This window comes from Pseudomonas sp. Z1-29, assembly GCF_051131995.1.
Taxonomy (GTDB): Bacteria; Pseudomonadota; Gammaproteobacteria; order Pseudomonadales; family Pseudomonadaceae; genus Aquipseudomonas.
This window is the reverse complement of record NZ_CP071645.1, coordinates 4,050,109-4,064,334: the sequence shown is the minus strand read 5'-3', so window position 1 is coordinate 4,064,334 and position 14,226 is coordinate 4,050,109. Positions and strand designations below refer to the sequence as shown.

The window sequence follows — 14,226 nt, the reverse complement described above, 5'->3', positions numbered from 1 at the left end:
AGCGCATCAAGGGGCGCGGTTTTAAGCTGTTCCATCGAATGGCAACACCCGATCGGAGACTCAGCATGAAAAACATCACCGGCGTCTATACCAGTCCGCGGCCTCATTGGGTCGGCGACGGCTTTCCGGTTCGCACGCTGTTTTCCTACGATAATCTGGGCAAACATGTCAGCCCGTTCCTGCTGCTCGATCATGCGGCCCCCAGCGAATTCGCACCGACCACCGAGCGACGCGGCGTAGGCCAGCACCCTCATCGTGGTTTCGAAACCGTGACCATCGTCTACCAGGGCGAACTGGAACATCGTGATTCGACTGGCAGCGGCGGCAAGATCGGCCCCGGTGACGTGCAATGGATGACCGCTGCGTCCGGCATCATTCACGAAGAGTTCCACTCCGAAGCCTTCGCCCGGCAGGGCGGGTTCATGGAAATGGTCCAGCTGTGGGTCAACTTGCCCGCCAAGGACAAGATGGCGCCGGCCGGCTACCAGACCATTCTCAAGGGCGACATCCCACAGATCGCTCTGAAGGACGGAGCCGGTAGCTTGCGCCTGATTGCCGGGTCCTTCGAAGGGCATCAAGGCCCGGCGAAAACCTTTACCCCGATCGACGTCTGGGACATCCGCCTGAACGCCGGGAAGCACCTGGCCGTGGCCGTGCATGACGGTTACAACACCGCACTGGTTGTGCTGCGCGGTACCGTCCAGGTCAACGGCCGTGAACGCGTCGAGCAAGGGCAACTGGCCCTGTTCGAACGGGCCGGCGACCAATTGAGCCTGCAAGCCGACCATGACGCGGTGGTCCTGTTGCTCAGTGGCGAGCCCATCGATGAACCCATCGTCGGCCATGGCCCGTTCGTGATGAACAGCCAGCAGGAAATCCTCCAGGCCTTCGAGGATTTCCATTCCGGGCGCTTCGGCCGGATGCAGGGCTGAAGTGGTCGCATAGCCCTGTAGACCTCACCTGTGGGAGCGCGCTTGCTCGCGATAGCGCTGGTTCAGCTTGCATCAATGTTGAATGGGCGGCCGCCTTCGCGAGCAAGCTCGCTCCCACATGGTTTTGCGGTGTACTTGGGTTTTGTGTTCGTCACAGAGCCACTGTGGGAGATTCTATGGTGCAGGGCTAGCCCCTAAATGCCTTTTGGTAAGTATTCGCTCTGGTTCTTCAACAGAGCGAATACCACTCGGGCAAGCTTGCGGGCCAGCGCTACCAATGCCTCGGTTGTGCTGAGCCCTCGGGACCTCAAACCCTCGTAAAATCCCTTCCACGCCGCTGTGCGACTCGCCGACATCGCGGCGTTGTGCATCAATCGGCGTGCCTCCGGATCACCTCGCTTAGACAGGCAGCGGCGTCCCTTCTTTTTTCCCGAGTCCGATATGCGCAGGTCCAGACCCAGAAAAGCGATGAAGGCATCGGCATTTCTGAAATCTCCACGCTGAAACGACGTAAGTAAACGGGCACCGCTTAACAGACCGATGCCTTCGACTTTCATGCAGCGCTTGAGCTGACTGCCCAAACCGGCTGCATCCAACTGCGTCTGGATTGTTTTCTCAAGCAAAATTTCGAGTCTTTGCATGGCCTTTATCTGGTTCTCGAAGGCCGTTTTGAGCAACGGTTCGTTCGACCAGCTTTGCTTGAGGCTGACACGCGCCTGAACCAAGGCTGCCCGTCGCCGGAAAAGGCTTATAAGCCTGCAATACAGGGGCGATGGCGGGGACCAAGGGTGCAACTGGTGGCCTTCGTTGTTCAAGTAGCGAGCCAACAACCGAGCATCCAGCGCATCGGTTTTAGCGCGCACTTTCACACCTTTGCGGTAATGACTGAGTTCGTAACCGCCGATCATATAAATCACACAGCCATGCGCATAAGCCAGATCGGCGAAGTCCTGGTGATAGATATTGGTGGCTTCGATGGCGACATCCACTGGCGCAGGTAATGCCTTGAGCCACTTCTTAATATCAGCTTTGGTGTTGGGGATCGTTTCGAGTCGATCGGATTGGGCGTGATAAATCACCAACTCATCTTTGGCGACATCCACACCTACGATCGGCTGGGCGGTGGCGACGGGCATTGCCATTGAAAATCCTCCGGGCTAAGGTTTGAACACTTGAAGGGTTCACCCAGAGGCGCAGGCTTGTTCCTATCGTCGGTCTAGGCCAGATGCATTCTTTATCGGCGCTTGGGTGAAAGGAGGAGGGGTGAAATCTCCCACGGTCTGTACTGCGGCTAACAGTCAGAATCGAGCCTAGTCCCTCCTCCTCCCTTCAAGTCCTACCATACAAGCGAGCCTGCTCGCGAATGCGGTATCACAGTCGAAAAAGTTGTCGATTGGACTGGCCTCTTCGCGAGCAGGCTCGCTCCCACAGGGGGGCTGGGGCGTGCCTGGGATTTGTCGTGGGGTGACCTCTACAGCGTGTTCATTCTGTGCCAATCTTCGCCAATGGCCTTCCTGGAGCTGTCCCGATGCTGTCTCTGTTCACCGACCACCCGCTGCTCTGTGCCCTGGCACTGCTTGTGCTCGATCTGGTGTTGTGGCGGCTTGTCAGCGCCGACCGGACCTACTGGAAAATCGGTGTACGGCTGCTGATCTTTTCGTTGTTCAGCGTGCTGCTGTTCAACGAAGGCCTCAATCCCATGGAAAAAGCCCAGTGGGTCGACGACGTGCCCCGGCACCTCGCGGCGACCGGCTTGCAGATTGGCTGGTGGTTGTTCGCCGCGCGCACTCTGACGGTGATGATCGGTGCGGTGATGATGCAACGGGTCGGCCATACCGGGCGGCTATTGCAGGACCTGCTCGGTGCGGTGATTTTCCTGGTCGCGGTGATCGCCGCGTTGGCTTACGTGCTCGACCTGCCTGTCAAAGGCGTGCTGGCGACGTCCGGCGCGATGGCAATCATCGTCGGCCTGGCGTTGCAGAGCACCCTCAGCGATGTTTTCTCCGGCATCGTGCTCAATACCACAAAGCCCTATCAGGTCGATGACTGGATTTCCATCGACGGCACCGAAGGCCGGGTCACCGACATCGATTGGCGGGCTACACGGCTGCAGACCTCCCAAGGGAGCATGGCGGTGATCCCCAACTCGCTGGCGGCAAAGGCCAAGATCATCAATTTCAGCCGACCCAGCGATGTCCATGGCTTGTCGATCAGCATCCAGGTGAGCCCTCACGCACGGCCGCAAACGGTAATCGACGCACTGGAGCGGGCGATGGTCGGCTGCCGTGCGTTGCTGTCGAGCCCGGAGCCCTGCGTGGCGCTGAAAAGCACCGGCAGTGGCGGGGCGGAATACGAGATCAGTGGGTTCGTTGCCTCGATGGGCCAGAAGCGCGGGGTGCGCAACCAGTTGTTCGACCTGGCGTTCCGGCATTTGCAGGCGTCCGGCGTGAGCCTGCTGTCCACTAGTGAAAGTGCGGCTCCCGCCGTGGTGTCGCGGCCCCGGGCATTGCTGGAGAGCTCGAACATTTTCTCGACCCTGCGCCAGGATGAAAAAGACACCTTCAGCCAGAACATGACCTTGCAAACCTTCCGCGCCGGCGACGTGATCCTGGCGGCCGGGGAGGTCAGCGATCATCTGTTCATCATCGAGTCCGGGGTGGTCAGCGTGACGCTCATGCGTAAAGGCCAGCCGCTGGAGGGCGGGCGCATGGGACCGGGGGAAGTTATCGGCGAAGCCGGAATCGTCGCCGAACAGGCCGCACTGGCGAACTTCTCTGCCAAGACCTTCTGCACGCTGTATCGCATCGAGAACAGCTACCTCAAGCCCTGCCTCGAAGCCCGTCGCGATATCAACGACGCGATGAAGAACCTGCTGGACGTGCGCATGCACCTGGCCCAGAACCTGACTCGCGACGTGCCCAAGCCGGTGGCCAAGAAGCGTTTTCTGCAGTGGTTGCGCAGCCGGGCCTGAGTAGTACTTGTGGCGAGGGAGCAAGCTCCCTCGCCACGAAAGTATTCTTTGATTTCCGGACCATTGGCCACCCGAACTTCCCAACAATTGGCTATTTGTCCAGCGCCAGGGCAGGGCTAACGTAGCGCCACACCAAATTGTTTCAGGAGTTCACCATGCAACCGCGTATCGATTTCTACACCGCTTCCCCCGACGCCTACAAAGCCATGCTGACGCTGGAAAACACGGTGTCGAAACTGGGCCTGGAAAAGTCCCTGCTGGAGTTGGTCAAGCTGCGTTCCTCGCAGATCAACGGCTGCGCATTCTGCATCGACATGCACACCGCCGATGCGCGCAAGGACGGCGAGACCGAGCGGCGCCTGTACGCGGTGACCGCCTGGCGCGAAGCACCGTTCTTTACCGGCCGTGAACGCGCCGCGTTGGCCTGGACCGAAGCGCTGACACGCCTGAGCGAGACCCATGCGCCAGACGCGGACTACGCGCTGCTGAGCGAGCATTTCACGCCCAAGGAGATGGTCGATCTGACCGTGGCGATCAATGCCATCAACGGCTGGAATCGGCTGGCAGTGGGCTTTCGGAAAATGCCCGAGGTTTGATTCGAGCCCTGCTTACCTCAGGTAGTTCTTGGGCGTGAGACCGGTCATGAGCTTGAAGAAAGCGATAAAGGCGCTGTCGCTGGCAAAGCCCAGTTCGAAAGCGCAATAGCTCAGGCTGCGGCCAGTGGCGAGCAGTTCAATGGCGCGCATCAAGCGCCATTGCTGACGCCACTGCTGATAGCTCATGCCGGTTTCCCGTTGCAGGATTCGCCCGATGGTCCGGCCACTCGCGCCGATCTGCTGCTCCAGCACAGCCAGCGCCGGTGGCAGTTGTTCCAGAGTCTTGAGCAGCGGCGCCAGGCGCTTGTCTTGAGGCAGCGGCAGCAGCATCGGCTGTGGTGCCGCCTGGCGGATTTCCTCCACGCACAGGCCCAGCAGATGCGCGTTGCGGCCCTGCATCCAGTCGCTGTCAAACGCAGCGTGGGCGATCGGTTCAAGTACGGCGCGCAGCAGTGGCGAAACCTCGATGATGCGCACTTGCGAAGGTAGATCGGCGCACAAAGCCGGCGTCAGGTAGATTGATCGATACTCCACGCTCTGTTGCATCACTGCGCGATGCGGCGTGCCCGGTGGAATCCAGGCCGCTCGTGAGGGGGGCAGCAGGCAAAGTTGCCGTTGCAAGGTGATGCGCGTGCAGCCGTGAAAGGTGAACAGCAATTGCCCACGCCGGTGAGCGTGCAAGCCAGAATCGTGATGACCCAGCGTTGCGGCGATGCCAACGACCGGCGCGTGATGGCGATCGGGGTCGAAGCGGGCGTGAGCGTCGAGCCAAGCCATGAGTTTGTCCGATTTCAGCGATTTATTGTCAGGCCTTGGATAATACGACAGCCATAGCGTTTATAGACTGCTCGCCATTCTTTCAGCGAGCACTTTCCATGACATCCCGTCCCCTGCTTCATCTGGCGATCGCCCTGGTCATGTTTCCCCAGATCGCCCAGACCCTTTACAGCCCTGCATTGGCAGACATCAGCCAGGCCTTTGCCGTCAGCGCCCAAATGGCGGCGCAGACGCTTTCGGTGTTTTTCCTGGGGTTCGCTCTCGGAGTGGTGGTATGGGGGCGCCTCTGCGATCGCGCGGGCCGTCGGCCCGTCATGCTGGCCGGCCTCGCGTTGTACGGGGCTGCGACCGTGCTCGGTTTGAACGCCTCAAGCTTTGACGCGTTGCTGGCCTTTCAGGCCTTGGCCGCGTTCGGCGCCGCAGTCGGTTCGGTAGTGACCCAAACGGTTTTGCGTGACCGCTTCCAAGGCGCCGAACTGGGCCAGGTCTTCTCGATCATCGGTATCGCATTGGCGGCCAGTCCGGCTATCGGTCTGTTCAGCGGCGCGGGCCTGGTGGAGCTCTTCGGGTATCAAGGCGTACTCGGCGCACTTTTGCTGCTGTCGTTGATCCTGCTGCTGTGGTGCGTGTGTGCCTTGCCCGAAACCTTGCCGGTCCGACTGCCTCCACCGCCGCTGTTGAAAATCCTCTGGCGCATGCTGGTGGACCCGGCCATCTGGCGTTCGGCATGGCTGGTGGCTGCGTTCAACGTGGCGCTGTTCAGCTACTACAACCTCGCACCGTTCCAGTTCGAACGGCTCGGCTTGAGTCCCGCCATGTTCGGTTACAGCGGAGTAGTTCTGGCGTTGGGTTCAGGCTTGGGCGCCTGGCTCAACAAACGCCTGCTGGCACGCGGATTCGACGGCAATCAATTGTCGGCCCTGGCGGCGATTGTCCTGCTGGTGGGCGGTTCGGGCGTGCAAGGCCTGCTCGACAGCGGCAGCTTTGTCGCACCGATGTTGCTGGTAGTGCTGGCGTTCGGCATGGCGATCCCCAACGTCCTGGGTGCGGCGCTCGTACATTACAAGGATTGCCTGGGCACGGCCGGCGCGCTGTTCGGCCTGTTCTACTACGTGCTGATCGGCGCTGCGCTGATGCTCGCCGCCTGGTTCCAGGCGCTGGGCTGGACCTTGATCCTTTGCGGCACGCTGGCGGTGGGCTTGACGGTGCGCCAGTTGCTGCGTGCCAAACGCCAGTCATCCCGTGCCGGGAACTAAGCCCGATCACATTTCTTCTACCCACAATAGGCGGCCCAAAGCCGCCTTTGTCAGAGGAGTCGATCATGCAAGTTCAAGTCAACAGCAACCATATCGAAGGCAGTGTCCGATTGCAGGAGTGGGTCGGCAGTACGGTGGTGGACGCGCTACAGCGTTTCGAAGACCAGTTGGCCCGGGTTGAAATCCACGTCAGCGACGAGAACGCCCAGAAGGGCGGCGCCGCTGACAAACGCTGCCAGATCGAGGCGCGCCTGCAAGGCGTTGCGGCCATCTCCGTAAGCCACAAGGCCGAAAGCCTGGAGCTGGCGGTCGAGGGCGCCGCCGAGAAAATGCTGCATGCGCTCGATCATCAGGTTGGCAAGCTCAACCCCGCCGTCGAATCCATGGGGCGCGTGACCGCTCCGGTGGATGAAGCGCCACCGGAATTGGTGGACGCCATGCTGGAGGAAGACTTCCTCGCAAACCAAGAGGCTCGTGGCAAAGAATAAAAGGAGACGATCATGACCGCTCATCAACCCTTCAGCCGGCAGGTATTGGCCGAGCTTCTGGCATTCGACGAACAGCCGAGCCTTTCGTTGTATATGCCTACCCACCGTACATTCCCCGAACGCAGCCAGGACCCGATCCGCTACAAGAACCTGGTGCGCGAACTGCAGACGCAACTGGAACAACAGCATCCGGGCGTCGATTGCGCGCCGTTGCTTGAGCCTTTTCATGCGCTGGTGGACGACCAGGATTTCTGGAACTCCAATCGGGACGGCATCGCCGTATTCGGCGCCCGTGACTACTTCAAGGTCATCGCGGTGAACCAGCGCCTGCCGCAATGCGCATTCGCCAACAGCCATCCTTATCTGAAGCCATTGTTGCGTCTGGTCCAGTCGACCGAACGTTATCAGGTGCTGTGCCTGACCCGTAACGAGGTGTGGTTGTACGAGGGCTCCTCCCAACAACTGGAAAAAGTCGAGCTGGCCGACGAGGTGCCGCGCAACCAGAACGAGGCGCTCGGCGATGAACTGACTTCAGGTGACCAGCAGGGTTTTCCCAACGGCTTCAGCCGCAGCAGTGAGCGCGGCGATCCGATGATGCATGAATCCGCCGGCGGCGGTAAGCAGGACGAAATCAACCTCGACCGCGAGCGTTTTTTTCGCGCCGTAGACAAAGCCATCCTGGAACATTACTCGCAGCCTTCGGGCTTGCCGATGATCCTCGTGGCCCTGCCGGAAAACCAGGCGGTGTTTCGCGCGGTCAGCCATAACTCGCAGTTGTTGGCCCAGGGCATCGATGGGGACCCTTCGAGGTTGAGCGTGGAGGAGTTGCGCGTCCAGTGCTCCAAGGTCATGGCCCACAGCCATTCGGATCGGGTCGTCGACAGCCTCAATCGTTATGGCGTCGCGGTCGGCCAGGGACGGGCGCTGGACAACCTCGCCGAGATCGCCAAGGCCGCTTGGGAAAGCCGCATTGCGCTGTTGCTGGTGGAGGCGGAGCGCCAGGTGCCCGGCCAGCTCGACGCAGACAAGGGCCGCTTGATCATTGACGAGACCGGCGATGAACAGGCGCCTGACGTGCTGGACGAATTGATCCTGGCCGTGACCCGGCAGGGCGGCGAGGTCATCGTCGTGCCGCCTGAGCATGTCATGCCGACCGATACGGGGGCGGCGGCGGTGTGCCGGTTCTAGGCAATCCCAGAGGCAGTGTCGAACCCTGTGGGAGCGAGCTTGCTCGCGATAGCGGACTGACCTTCAACATAAATGTTGACTGATATACCGCCATCGCGAGCAAGCTCGCTCCCACATTGTATTTTTTCTGCCCAGGCGGTCGGACGGCGTTTGCTTCCAATTAATAAGAACGATTACTATTCGTGCCCCGTCCCCACAGCACGCCGCGATGATTCCCAAGCTGCCTCGCAGACCCGGCTTTTTCGAGTATTACGAAGAGTTGATCGGCACCTGGACCCGCCGCCTGCGCAACCGCGAGCAGGCCGAGGACCTGGCCCACGACGCCTTCGTGCGCGTGCTCGAGTCCGATTCGGCGCAGGTCGAGCAGCCACGTGCCTATCTGCACCAGACAGCGCGCAATATTGCAGTGGACGGCTATCGGCGTGAAGATCGACGGGGCGCCATGGAGGAAGCGGCGCTTGACCCTGGTTATTCGTTTGCGGGCGACCCGGAGCACTACATGCACGCGATCCAGCTGGCGGACTCCATCGAACGGGCGCTTGCCGAGCTGCCGGCCCATTGCCGCACGGTGTTTGTCTGGCAGAAGATCGAAGGCCTGACCCAGGCGGAAATCGCCGAGCGCCTGGGCCTGTCAAAAAACATGGTGGAAAAGTATATGATCCGCACCCTGCGCCATCTGCGTGATCGCCTCGACGGACCGGATCAATGAGCGGTCGTCCTTTTCCACCCGAGCCACAGGACCCTTCCATGATGGATAGCCGTGACTGCCCGTGCGGGCAGAGCAGGGTTCGCGACGAGGCGGCGCAATGGTTCGTGCGTCTGCAGGACCCGGTCATGAGCCTCGACGAGCGTCAGCGTTTCGAGGCCTGGCTGGGCGAACACCCCAACCACCGCGATGAAATTCAATTGCTGCAAGGGATCTGGAGCGCAACGGACCTGCTGTCCATGGAGCGCTTGCAAGCGCTGTGCGAGCGGCCTGCCGAACGCCCGAGACGCAGGCCTTTGCTGCGCTATGCGGTGGCCGCCGGATTGGTGGCGGTGGCGGTCGGGCTGGGGCTGTTCAGTGGCCTGGGTGCGTCGAGCGATTACCGCAGCGAATTCGCCACTGCCCTCGGTGAGCGTCGACATGTCGCGCTGCCGGATGGCTCGCTGATCGACCTCAACAGCCGCAGCCATGTGCGTGTTGTCTTCGAACATCGCCAACGTCGGGTAGAGCTGGTCGAGGGGGAGGCGCTGTTCAGGGTCGAGCATGATGCCGCGCGCCCGTTCACCGTTGACGCGGGCAACGGCCAGGTGACGGTGACCGGGACGCGCTTCGACGTGCGCCGCGATGCCGGCAGCACCCGGGTGGCGGTGGAGGAGGGTAGCGTCAAGGTCCAAGGGCGTGATTTCCCCATCAATCTCACGGCCGGCCTGGGTACCCGGATCGATGCTCAAGGCAAGGTCGCGTCACCGTACCCGATCAACGCCGATGAACTCACCGCGTGGCGCAACGGCAAGCTGGTGTTCAACAACGCGCCGTTGAGTGAAGTCGCCGAGGAGGTCTCCCGTTATCGCGCCAGGCCCCTGCGGGTTGCCAGTGCCGCGGTGGGCAACCTGCGCCTGACCAGTGTGTTTCGTTCGGACAATCCCGAGGCGCTGCTCAAGGCCTTGCCGAACATCCTGCCGGTGGCCGTGCGCACACTTGACGACGGCAGCCAGGAAATAATTGCGAAATAGATTCAGGTTTTTTTCGAGTTCTTCGTCTTCTTGTCCAACTGCAACTGGTTTGCATTAACAGACGCGTATTCTTGCGATTCGACAGGACAAGGTTCGACGTGAAAACTTCCGCCAAGAACAACAAACGTACCGCCACCCGTTGGCTACCGCTGGCGCTGACCCTGGCGGTCAGCGCCGCGTTGCCCGAAGCTTTTGCCGACCAGACCGTCACGGCGATCCACATCCAGGCGCAACCCTTGGGCCAGGCGCTGAGCCAGCTTGGCCAGCAGACCTCGTTGCAGGTGTTTTTCAGCGCGGAGCTGGTGGCCGGCAAACAGGCCCCGGCGGTGCAGGGCAACCTGTCTCCCGAGGTGGCCCTGGGTCAATTGCTCAAGGGCAGCGGTTTGCAATACCAGATCGATGACGGCTCGGTGACTGTACTGCCGGCTCCTTCGACGTCTACCGATGGCCCACTGGAGTTGGGCGCCACCGAGATCCAAGTGGTCGGCGACTGGCTTGGCGACGCCAACGCCGAAGTGGTACAGAACCACGCCGGCGCGCGGACGGTGATCCGCCGCGAAGCGATGGTCGAGCAGGGCGCCATGAACGTCGGCGATGTCTTGCGGCGGGTCCCGGGCGTGCAGGTGCAAGACGCCAACGGCACCGGTGGCAGCGACATCGCCCTGAACGTCGGCGTGCGCGGCCTGACCTCGCGCCTGTCGCCGCGCTCCACGGTACTGATTGACGGCGTACCGGCGGCCTTCGCGCCGTACGGCCAGCCGCAACTGTCCATGGCACCGATCTCGTCGGGCAACCTGGACAGCATCGACGTGGTACGCGGTGCCGGCTCGGTGCGCTACGGACCGCAGAACGTCGGCGGCGTGATCAACTTCGTGACCCGTGCCATCCCGGAAAAAGCCACCGGGGAAATCGGCAGCACCCTGGAGACCTCCAAGCACGGCGGCTGGAAGCACATCGATACGGCGTTCCTGGGCGGTACCGCCGATAACGGGCTGGGCGTGGCGCTGCTGTATTCGGGCATCAACGGCAACGGATATCGCAAGAGCAACAACGATAACGACATCGACGACGTGATCCTCAAGACCCACTGGGCACCGACCGACGTCGATGATTTCTCGCTGAACTTCCACTACTACGACGCCGAGGCCGACATGCCCGGCGGCCTGACCCAGGCACAATACGACGCCGACCCGTACCAGTCCGATCGCGACTGGGACAGTTTCAGCGGCCGCCGCAAGGACGTGTCGTTCAAGTGGATCCGCGAAATCGGCGAGCGCACCCAGGCCGAAGTGTTGACCTATTACTCCGACAGCTTCCGCGGCAGCACCATCGCCTCGCGGGACCAGCGCAACCTGGTGTCCTACCCGCGTAGCTATTACACCTTTGGCATCGAGCCGCGGGTGTCCCATGTGTTCGACCTGGGGCCGACCACCCAGGAGGCCAGTGTCGGTTATCGCTACCTCAAGGAAGGCATGCACGAGGAGGCCAGCCGCCTGGCGCTGCGCAACAACGAACCGGTGGTGCGTCCGGGCGCCGACGGTCACGTCTATCAGGACCGGACCGGTGGTACCGAAGCCCATGCGGTCTACATCGACGACAAGATCGACGTGGGCAAGTGGACCATCACTCCGGGCATCCGCTTCGAAAGCATCAGCACCGAATGGCACGACCGCCCGGTGCTCGACACCGCCGGCCGCCCGGTGCAGGAAAAGCGCCGCAGCATCGACAGCAACGAACCGTTGCCGGCCTTGAGCGTGATGTACCACCTGTCCGACGCCTGGAAATTGTTCGCCAACTACGAGACCTCGTTCGGCAGCCTGCAGTATTTTCAACTCGGCCAGGGCGGCGACGGCAACAACACCGCCAATGGCCTGAGCCCGGAAAAGGCCAAGACCTACGAGGTCGGTACGCGCTACAACGATGACGTGTGGGGCGGCGAAGTGACGCTGTTCTACATCGACTTCGACGATGAGTTGCAATACATCAGCAACGATGTGGGCTGGACCAACATGGGCGCCACCAAGCATCAGGGGCTGGAAGCGTCGGTGCACTACGACATGGCCGCGTTGGACCCGCGCCTCGACGGCCTGACCGCCAGCGCTGGTTTCACCTATACCCGGGCCACCTATGAAGGGGACATCCCGAGCTTCAAGGGTCGTGACCTGCCGTTCTATTCGCGCCAGATTGCCACCGTGGGCCTGCGCTACGAAGTCAATCGCTGGACTTACAACCTCGATGGCTTTGCCCAGTCCGGGCAACGTTCACCGGGCAACAGCGTGAACCCCGATGGCAGTTTCAGCGATAACTACATCACCGACGGCACCGCCGATGGGCAGTACGGCGACATGCCGGGCTATATGCTCTGGAACGTTCGGGGCGGCTATGATTTCGGCTCGCAGCTGTCGAACCTGAAACTCGGCGCGGGGGTGAAAAACCTGTTCGACCATCAGTACTACACGCGTTCCAGCGACAACAACTCGGGTATCTACGTCGGCGCGCCGCGTACGTTTTTCGTGCAGGCGAGCGTGGGGTTTTGATCAAGTACCCAGCGGCCTGAAACTCAGTCCCAAGGCTCAAATACAATCCCGTGGCGAGGGAGCTTGCTCCCGCTGGGTCGCGAAGCGGCCCCAAAACCTGTCGAACGCGGAGCATCAGGTACTCCGCGTCCGCCGGGTTACGACTGCTTCGCAGCCGAGCGGGAGCAAGCTCCCTCGCCACGGGGAATCTGCAGGGCTTAGACTCTTAACACTTTCCCGCAACCACCGCCCAACGGGCGTATCTACGTCGGCGCACCGCGTACGTTTTTCGTGCAGGCGAGCGTGGGGTTTTGAGCAAATACCCAGCGGCCTGAAACGCAGTCCCAAGGCTCAAATACATTCCCGTGGCGAGGGAGCTTGCTCCCGCTGGGTCGCGAAGCGGCCCCAAAACCTGTCGAACGCGGAGCATCAGGTACTCCGCGTCCGCCGGGTTACGACTGCTTCGCAGCCGAGCGGGAGCAAGCTCCCTCGCCACGGGGAATCTGCAGGGCTTAGACCTTCAACACTTTCCCGCTGCCCGCCACCGCCACCAGCGACAGCGCAATCAATCCGAACGCAATGGCCAGGCTGCTGCCATGAGCGACAAAGCCGATCAGTGCCGGCCCCGCGAGGATGCCGGCATAACCGATCGTGGTGATGGCCGGCACGGCGATGGCTTCGGGCATCAGGGTCTGTTTGCCGACCGCGGTGTACAGCACTGGCACGATGTTCGAACACCCGGCGCCGACCAGCGCATACCCCAGCAGCGCCGCTTGCCACATCGGTGCGAGGGTCGCCAGGAAGAACCCCGCTGCGGCGATCGAGCCGCCGTAGATGATCACGCGCTTGGCACCCAGGCGATGCACCACCGAATCGCCTGTCAACCGGCCGACGGTCATGGTCAGCGCAAACGCGGCATAACCCAACCCGGCGTAGGCGGTATCCACCGCACGCTCGGTGGTCAGGAACACCGCGCTCCAGTCCAGTACCGCGCCTTCGGCCAGGAACACGATAAAGCAGAGGATGCCGATGAACAGCACCACGCCATGCGGAATGGCAAACGCCGGTCCCGAGCTTTCACTGCCGTAGGGCAACAGGTGCGGTGCGGCCTTGAACAACGCCACCAGCAAGACCGCGTTGACCACCAGGGTTGCCGCCAGCGGCGAAAGCCCGAGGCCGAGCAGGGCGCTCACGCCGGCCGCGCCGATGATTCCGCCGAGGCTGAACATGCCGTGGAAACCCGACATCATGGTCTTGCCGCTGGCGCGCTCGACGATCACCGCTTGCAGGTTCACGGTCGAATCGACGGTGCCGAGCCCGGCGCCAAACACGAACAATGCCGCCACCAACCAGGGCAAGGAGCTCATCGACGCCAGCAGCGGCAACGCCAGGCAGATCAGAATCGTACCGCCACTGAGTACCCGACGGCAGCCGAACCGCGTCGCCAGCGCACCGGAGATCGGCATCGCCAGGATCGACCCGACCCCAAGGCATAACAGCAGCAAGCCGAGGGTCCCTTCATCCAGGTTCGCCCGCGCCTTGGCATAAGGCACCAGCGGCGCCCAGGCGGCAATACCGATTCCAGCAATGAGATAGGCGATGCGGGTGGACATCTGTTCCAGGCGTCCGGGAACAAAAGTGGGTGGGGGCGTGATGGCAGTCATGAAACGTCCTTGGCTTTGGTGCGGTGCGGTGATGCAGGCAGGGGCCTATGCTTGCATATCCACTGACCGCACCGCGACCCCAAGGTGCCGACCCGATGTTCCCGTCTGGAGCAGGCTTT

General features: G+C 61.8%; 12 protein-coding genes. 9 read left to right on the top strand and 3 right to left on the bottom strand.

The window, feature by feature from the left end:
- Window positions 1-65: 65 nt before the first annotated feature.
- Window positions 66-932, top strand: coding sequence for a pirin family protein (locus J3P84_RS18430; RefSeq protein ID WP_434624977.1), 867 nt, complete (start codon window positions 66-68; stop codon window positions 930-932).
- Window positions 933-1,126: 194 nt separating this feature from the next.
- On the opposite strand, the gene J3P84_RS18425 is transcribed toward J3P84_RS18430, so the two are convergent.
- Window positions 1,127-2,074, bottom strand: a complete 948-nt coding sequence (locus J3P84_RS18425) for an IS110 family transposase (protein ID WP_434623735.1) — start codon at window positions 2,072-2,074, stop codon at window positions 1,127-1,129.
- 386 nt (window positions 2,075-2,460) lie between these two features.
- Here J3P84_RS18425 and J3P84_RS18420 point away from each other — a divergent pair, with 386 nt between their 5' ends.
- Entirely contained in the window at window positions 2,461-3,903 is a 1,443-nt protein-coding gene (locus tag J3P84_RS18420; RefSeq protein WP_434624975.1) for a mechanosensitive ion channel domain-containing protein, read from the top strand.
- 155 nt (window positions 3,904-4,058) lie between these two features.
- Window positions 4,059-4,499 carry a carboxymuconolactone decarboxylase family protein gene (locus tag J3P84_RS18415; RefSeq protein ID WP_434569239.1) on the top strand — a complete coding sequence of 147 codons (441 nt, stop codon included), beginning with the start codon at window positions 4,059-4,061 and terminating at the stop codon, window positions 4,497-4,499.
- Window positions 4,500-4,511: 12 nt separating this feature from the next.
- On the opposite strand, the gene J3P84_RS18410 is transcribed toward J3P84_RS18415, so the two are convergent.
- Window positions 4,512-5,276: an AraC family transcriptional regulator gene (locus J3P84_RS18410; protein ID WP_434624972.1), complete on the bottom strand. Its 765-nt coding sequence runs from the start codon at window positions 5,274-5,276 to the stop codon at window positions 4,512-4,514.
- A gap of 98 nt (window positions 5,277-5,374) precedes the next feature.
- Between J3P84_RS18410 and J3P84_RS18405 the strand changes: the two genes are divergently transcribed.
- From J3P84_RS18405 to J3P84_RS18380, 6 genes are all read left to right on the top strand, one after another.
- Window positions 5,375-6,532 carry an MFS transporter gene (locus J3P84_RS18405; RefSeq protein WP_434624970.1) on the top strand — a complete coding sequence of 386 codons (1,158 nt, stop codon included), beginning with the start codon at window positions 5,375-5,377 and terminating at the stop codon, window positions 6,530-6,532.
- A gap of 65 nt (window positions 6,533-6,597) precedes the next feature.
- Window positions 6,598-7,020 carry an HPF/RaiA family ribosome-associated protein gene (locus tag J3P84_RS18400; protein WP_434569238.1) on the top strand — a complete coding sequence of 141 codons (423 nt, stop codon included), beginning with the start codon at window positions 6,598-6,600 and terminating at the stop codon, window positions 7,018-7,020.
- Between the two features lie 12 nt (window positions 7,021-7,032).
- A complete protein-coding gene (locus J3P84_RS18395) occupies window positions 7,033-8,208 on the top strand; it encodes a hypothetical protein (RefSeq protein ID WP_434624968.1) in 1,176 nt (391 codons plus the stop codon).
- Between the two features lie 208 nt (window positions 8,209-8,416).
- Window positions 8,417-8,917 (top strand): sigma-70 family RNA polymerase sigma factor, encoded by a 501-nt coding sequence (locus J3P84_RS18390; protein ID WP_434624966.1) that lies wholly within the window; start codon window positions 8,417-8,419, stop codon window positions 8,915-8,917.
- A gap of 38 nt (window positions 8,918-8,955) precedes the next feature.
- Entirely contained in the window at window positions 8,956-9,927 is a 972-nt protein-coding gene (locus tag J3P84_RS18385; RefSeq protein ID WP_434624964.1) for a FecR family protein, read from the top strand.
- A gap of 98 nt (window positions 9,928-10,025) precedes the next feature.
- Complete coding sequence (locus J3P84_RS18380) at window positions 10,026-12,464, top strand: TonB-dependent siderophore receptor (protein ID WP_434624962.1); 2,439 nt, start codon at window positions 10,026-10,028, stop codon at window positions 12,462-12,464.
- A 491-nt stretch (window positions 12,465-12,955) separates the two neighbouring features.
- Here J3P84_RS18380 and J3P84_RS18375 read toward each other — a convergent pair whose 3' ends face one another.
- Entirely contained in the window at window positions 12,956-14,107 is a 1,152-nt protein-coding gene (locus J3P84_RS18375) for an MFS transporter (RefSeq protein ID WP_305495870.1), read from the bottom strand.
- Window positions 14,108-14,226: the final 119 nt, after the last annotated feature.

What these genes read in the sequence shown, in the direction of transcription:
- J3P84_RS18430 (WP_434624977.1), top strand. Translation starts at nt 66, where the DNA reads ATGAAAAACATCACCGGCGTCTATACCAGTCCGCGGCCTCATTGGGTC.
- J3P84_RS18425 (WP_434623735.1), bottom strand. Translation starts at nt 2,074, where the DNA reads ATGGCAATGCCCGTCGCCACCGCCCAGCCGATCGTAGGTGTGGATGTC.
- J3P84_RS18420 (WP_434624975.1), top strand. Translation starts at nt 2,461, where the DNA reads ATGCTGTCTCTGTTCACCGACCACCCGCTGCTCTGTGCCCTGGCACTG.
- J3P84_RS18415 (WP_434569239.1), top strand. Translation starts at nt 4,059, where the DNA reads ATGCAACCGCGTATCGATTTCTACACCGCTTCCCCCGACGCCTACAAA.
- J3P84_RS18410 (WP_434624972.1), bottom strand. Translation starts at nt 5,276, where the DNA reads ATGGCTTGGCTCGACGCTCACGCCCGCTTCGACCCCGATCGCCATCAC.
- J3P84_RS18405 (WP_434624970.1), top strand. Translation starts at nt 5,375, where the DNA reads ATGACATCCCGTCCCCTGCTTCATCTGGCGATCGCCCTGGTCATGTTT.
- J3P84_RS18400 (WP_434569238.1), top strand. Translation starts at nt 6,598, where the DNA reads ATGCAAGTTCAAGTCAACAGCAACCATATCGAAGGCAGTGTCCGATTG.
- J3P84_RS18395 (WP_434624968.1), top strand. Translation starts at nt 7,033, where the DNA reads ATGACCGCTCATCAACCCTTCAGCCGGCAGGTATTGGCCGAGCTTCTG.
- J3P84_RS18390 (WP_434624966.1), top strand. Translation starts at nt 8,417, where the DNA reads ATGATTCCCAAGCTGCCTCGCAGACCCGGCTTTTTCGAGTATTACGAA.
- J3P84_RS18385 (WP_434624964.1), top strand. Translation starts at nt 8,956, where the DNA reads ATGATGGATAGCCGTGACTGCCCGTGCGGGCAGAGCAGGGTTCGCGAC.
- J3P84_RS18375 (WP_305495870.1), bottom strand. Translation starts at nt 14,107, where the DNA reads ATGACTGCCATCACGCCCCCACCCACTTTTGTTCCCGGACGCCTGGAA.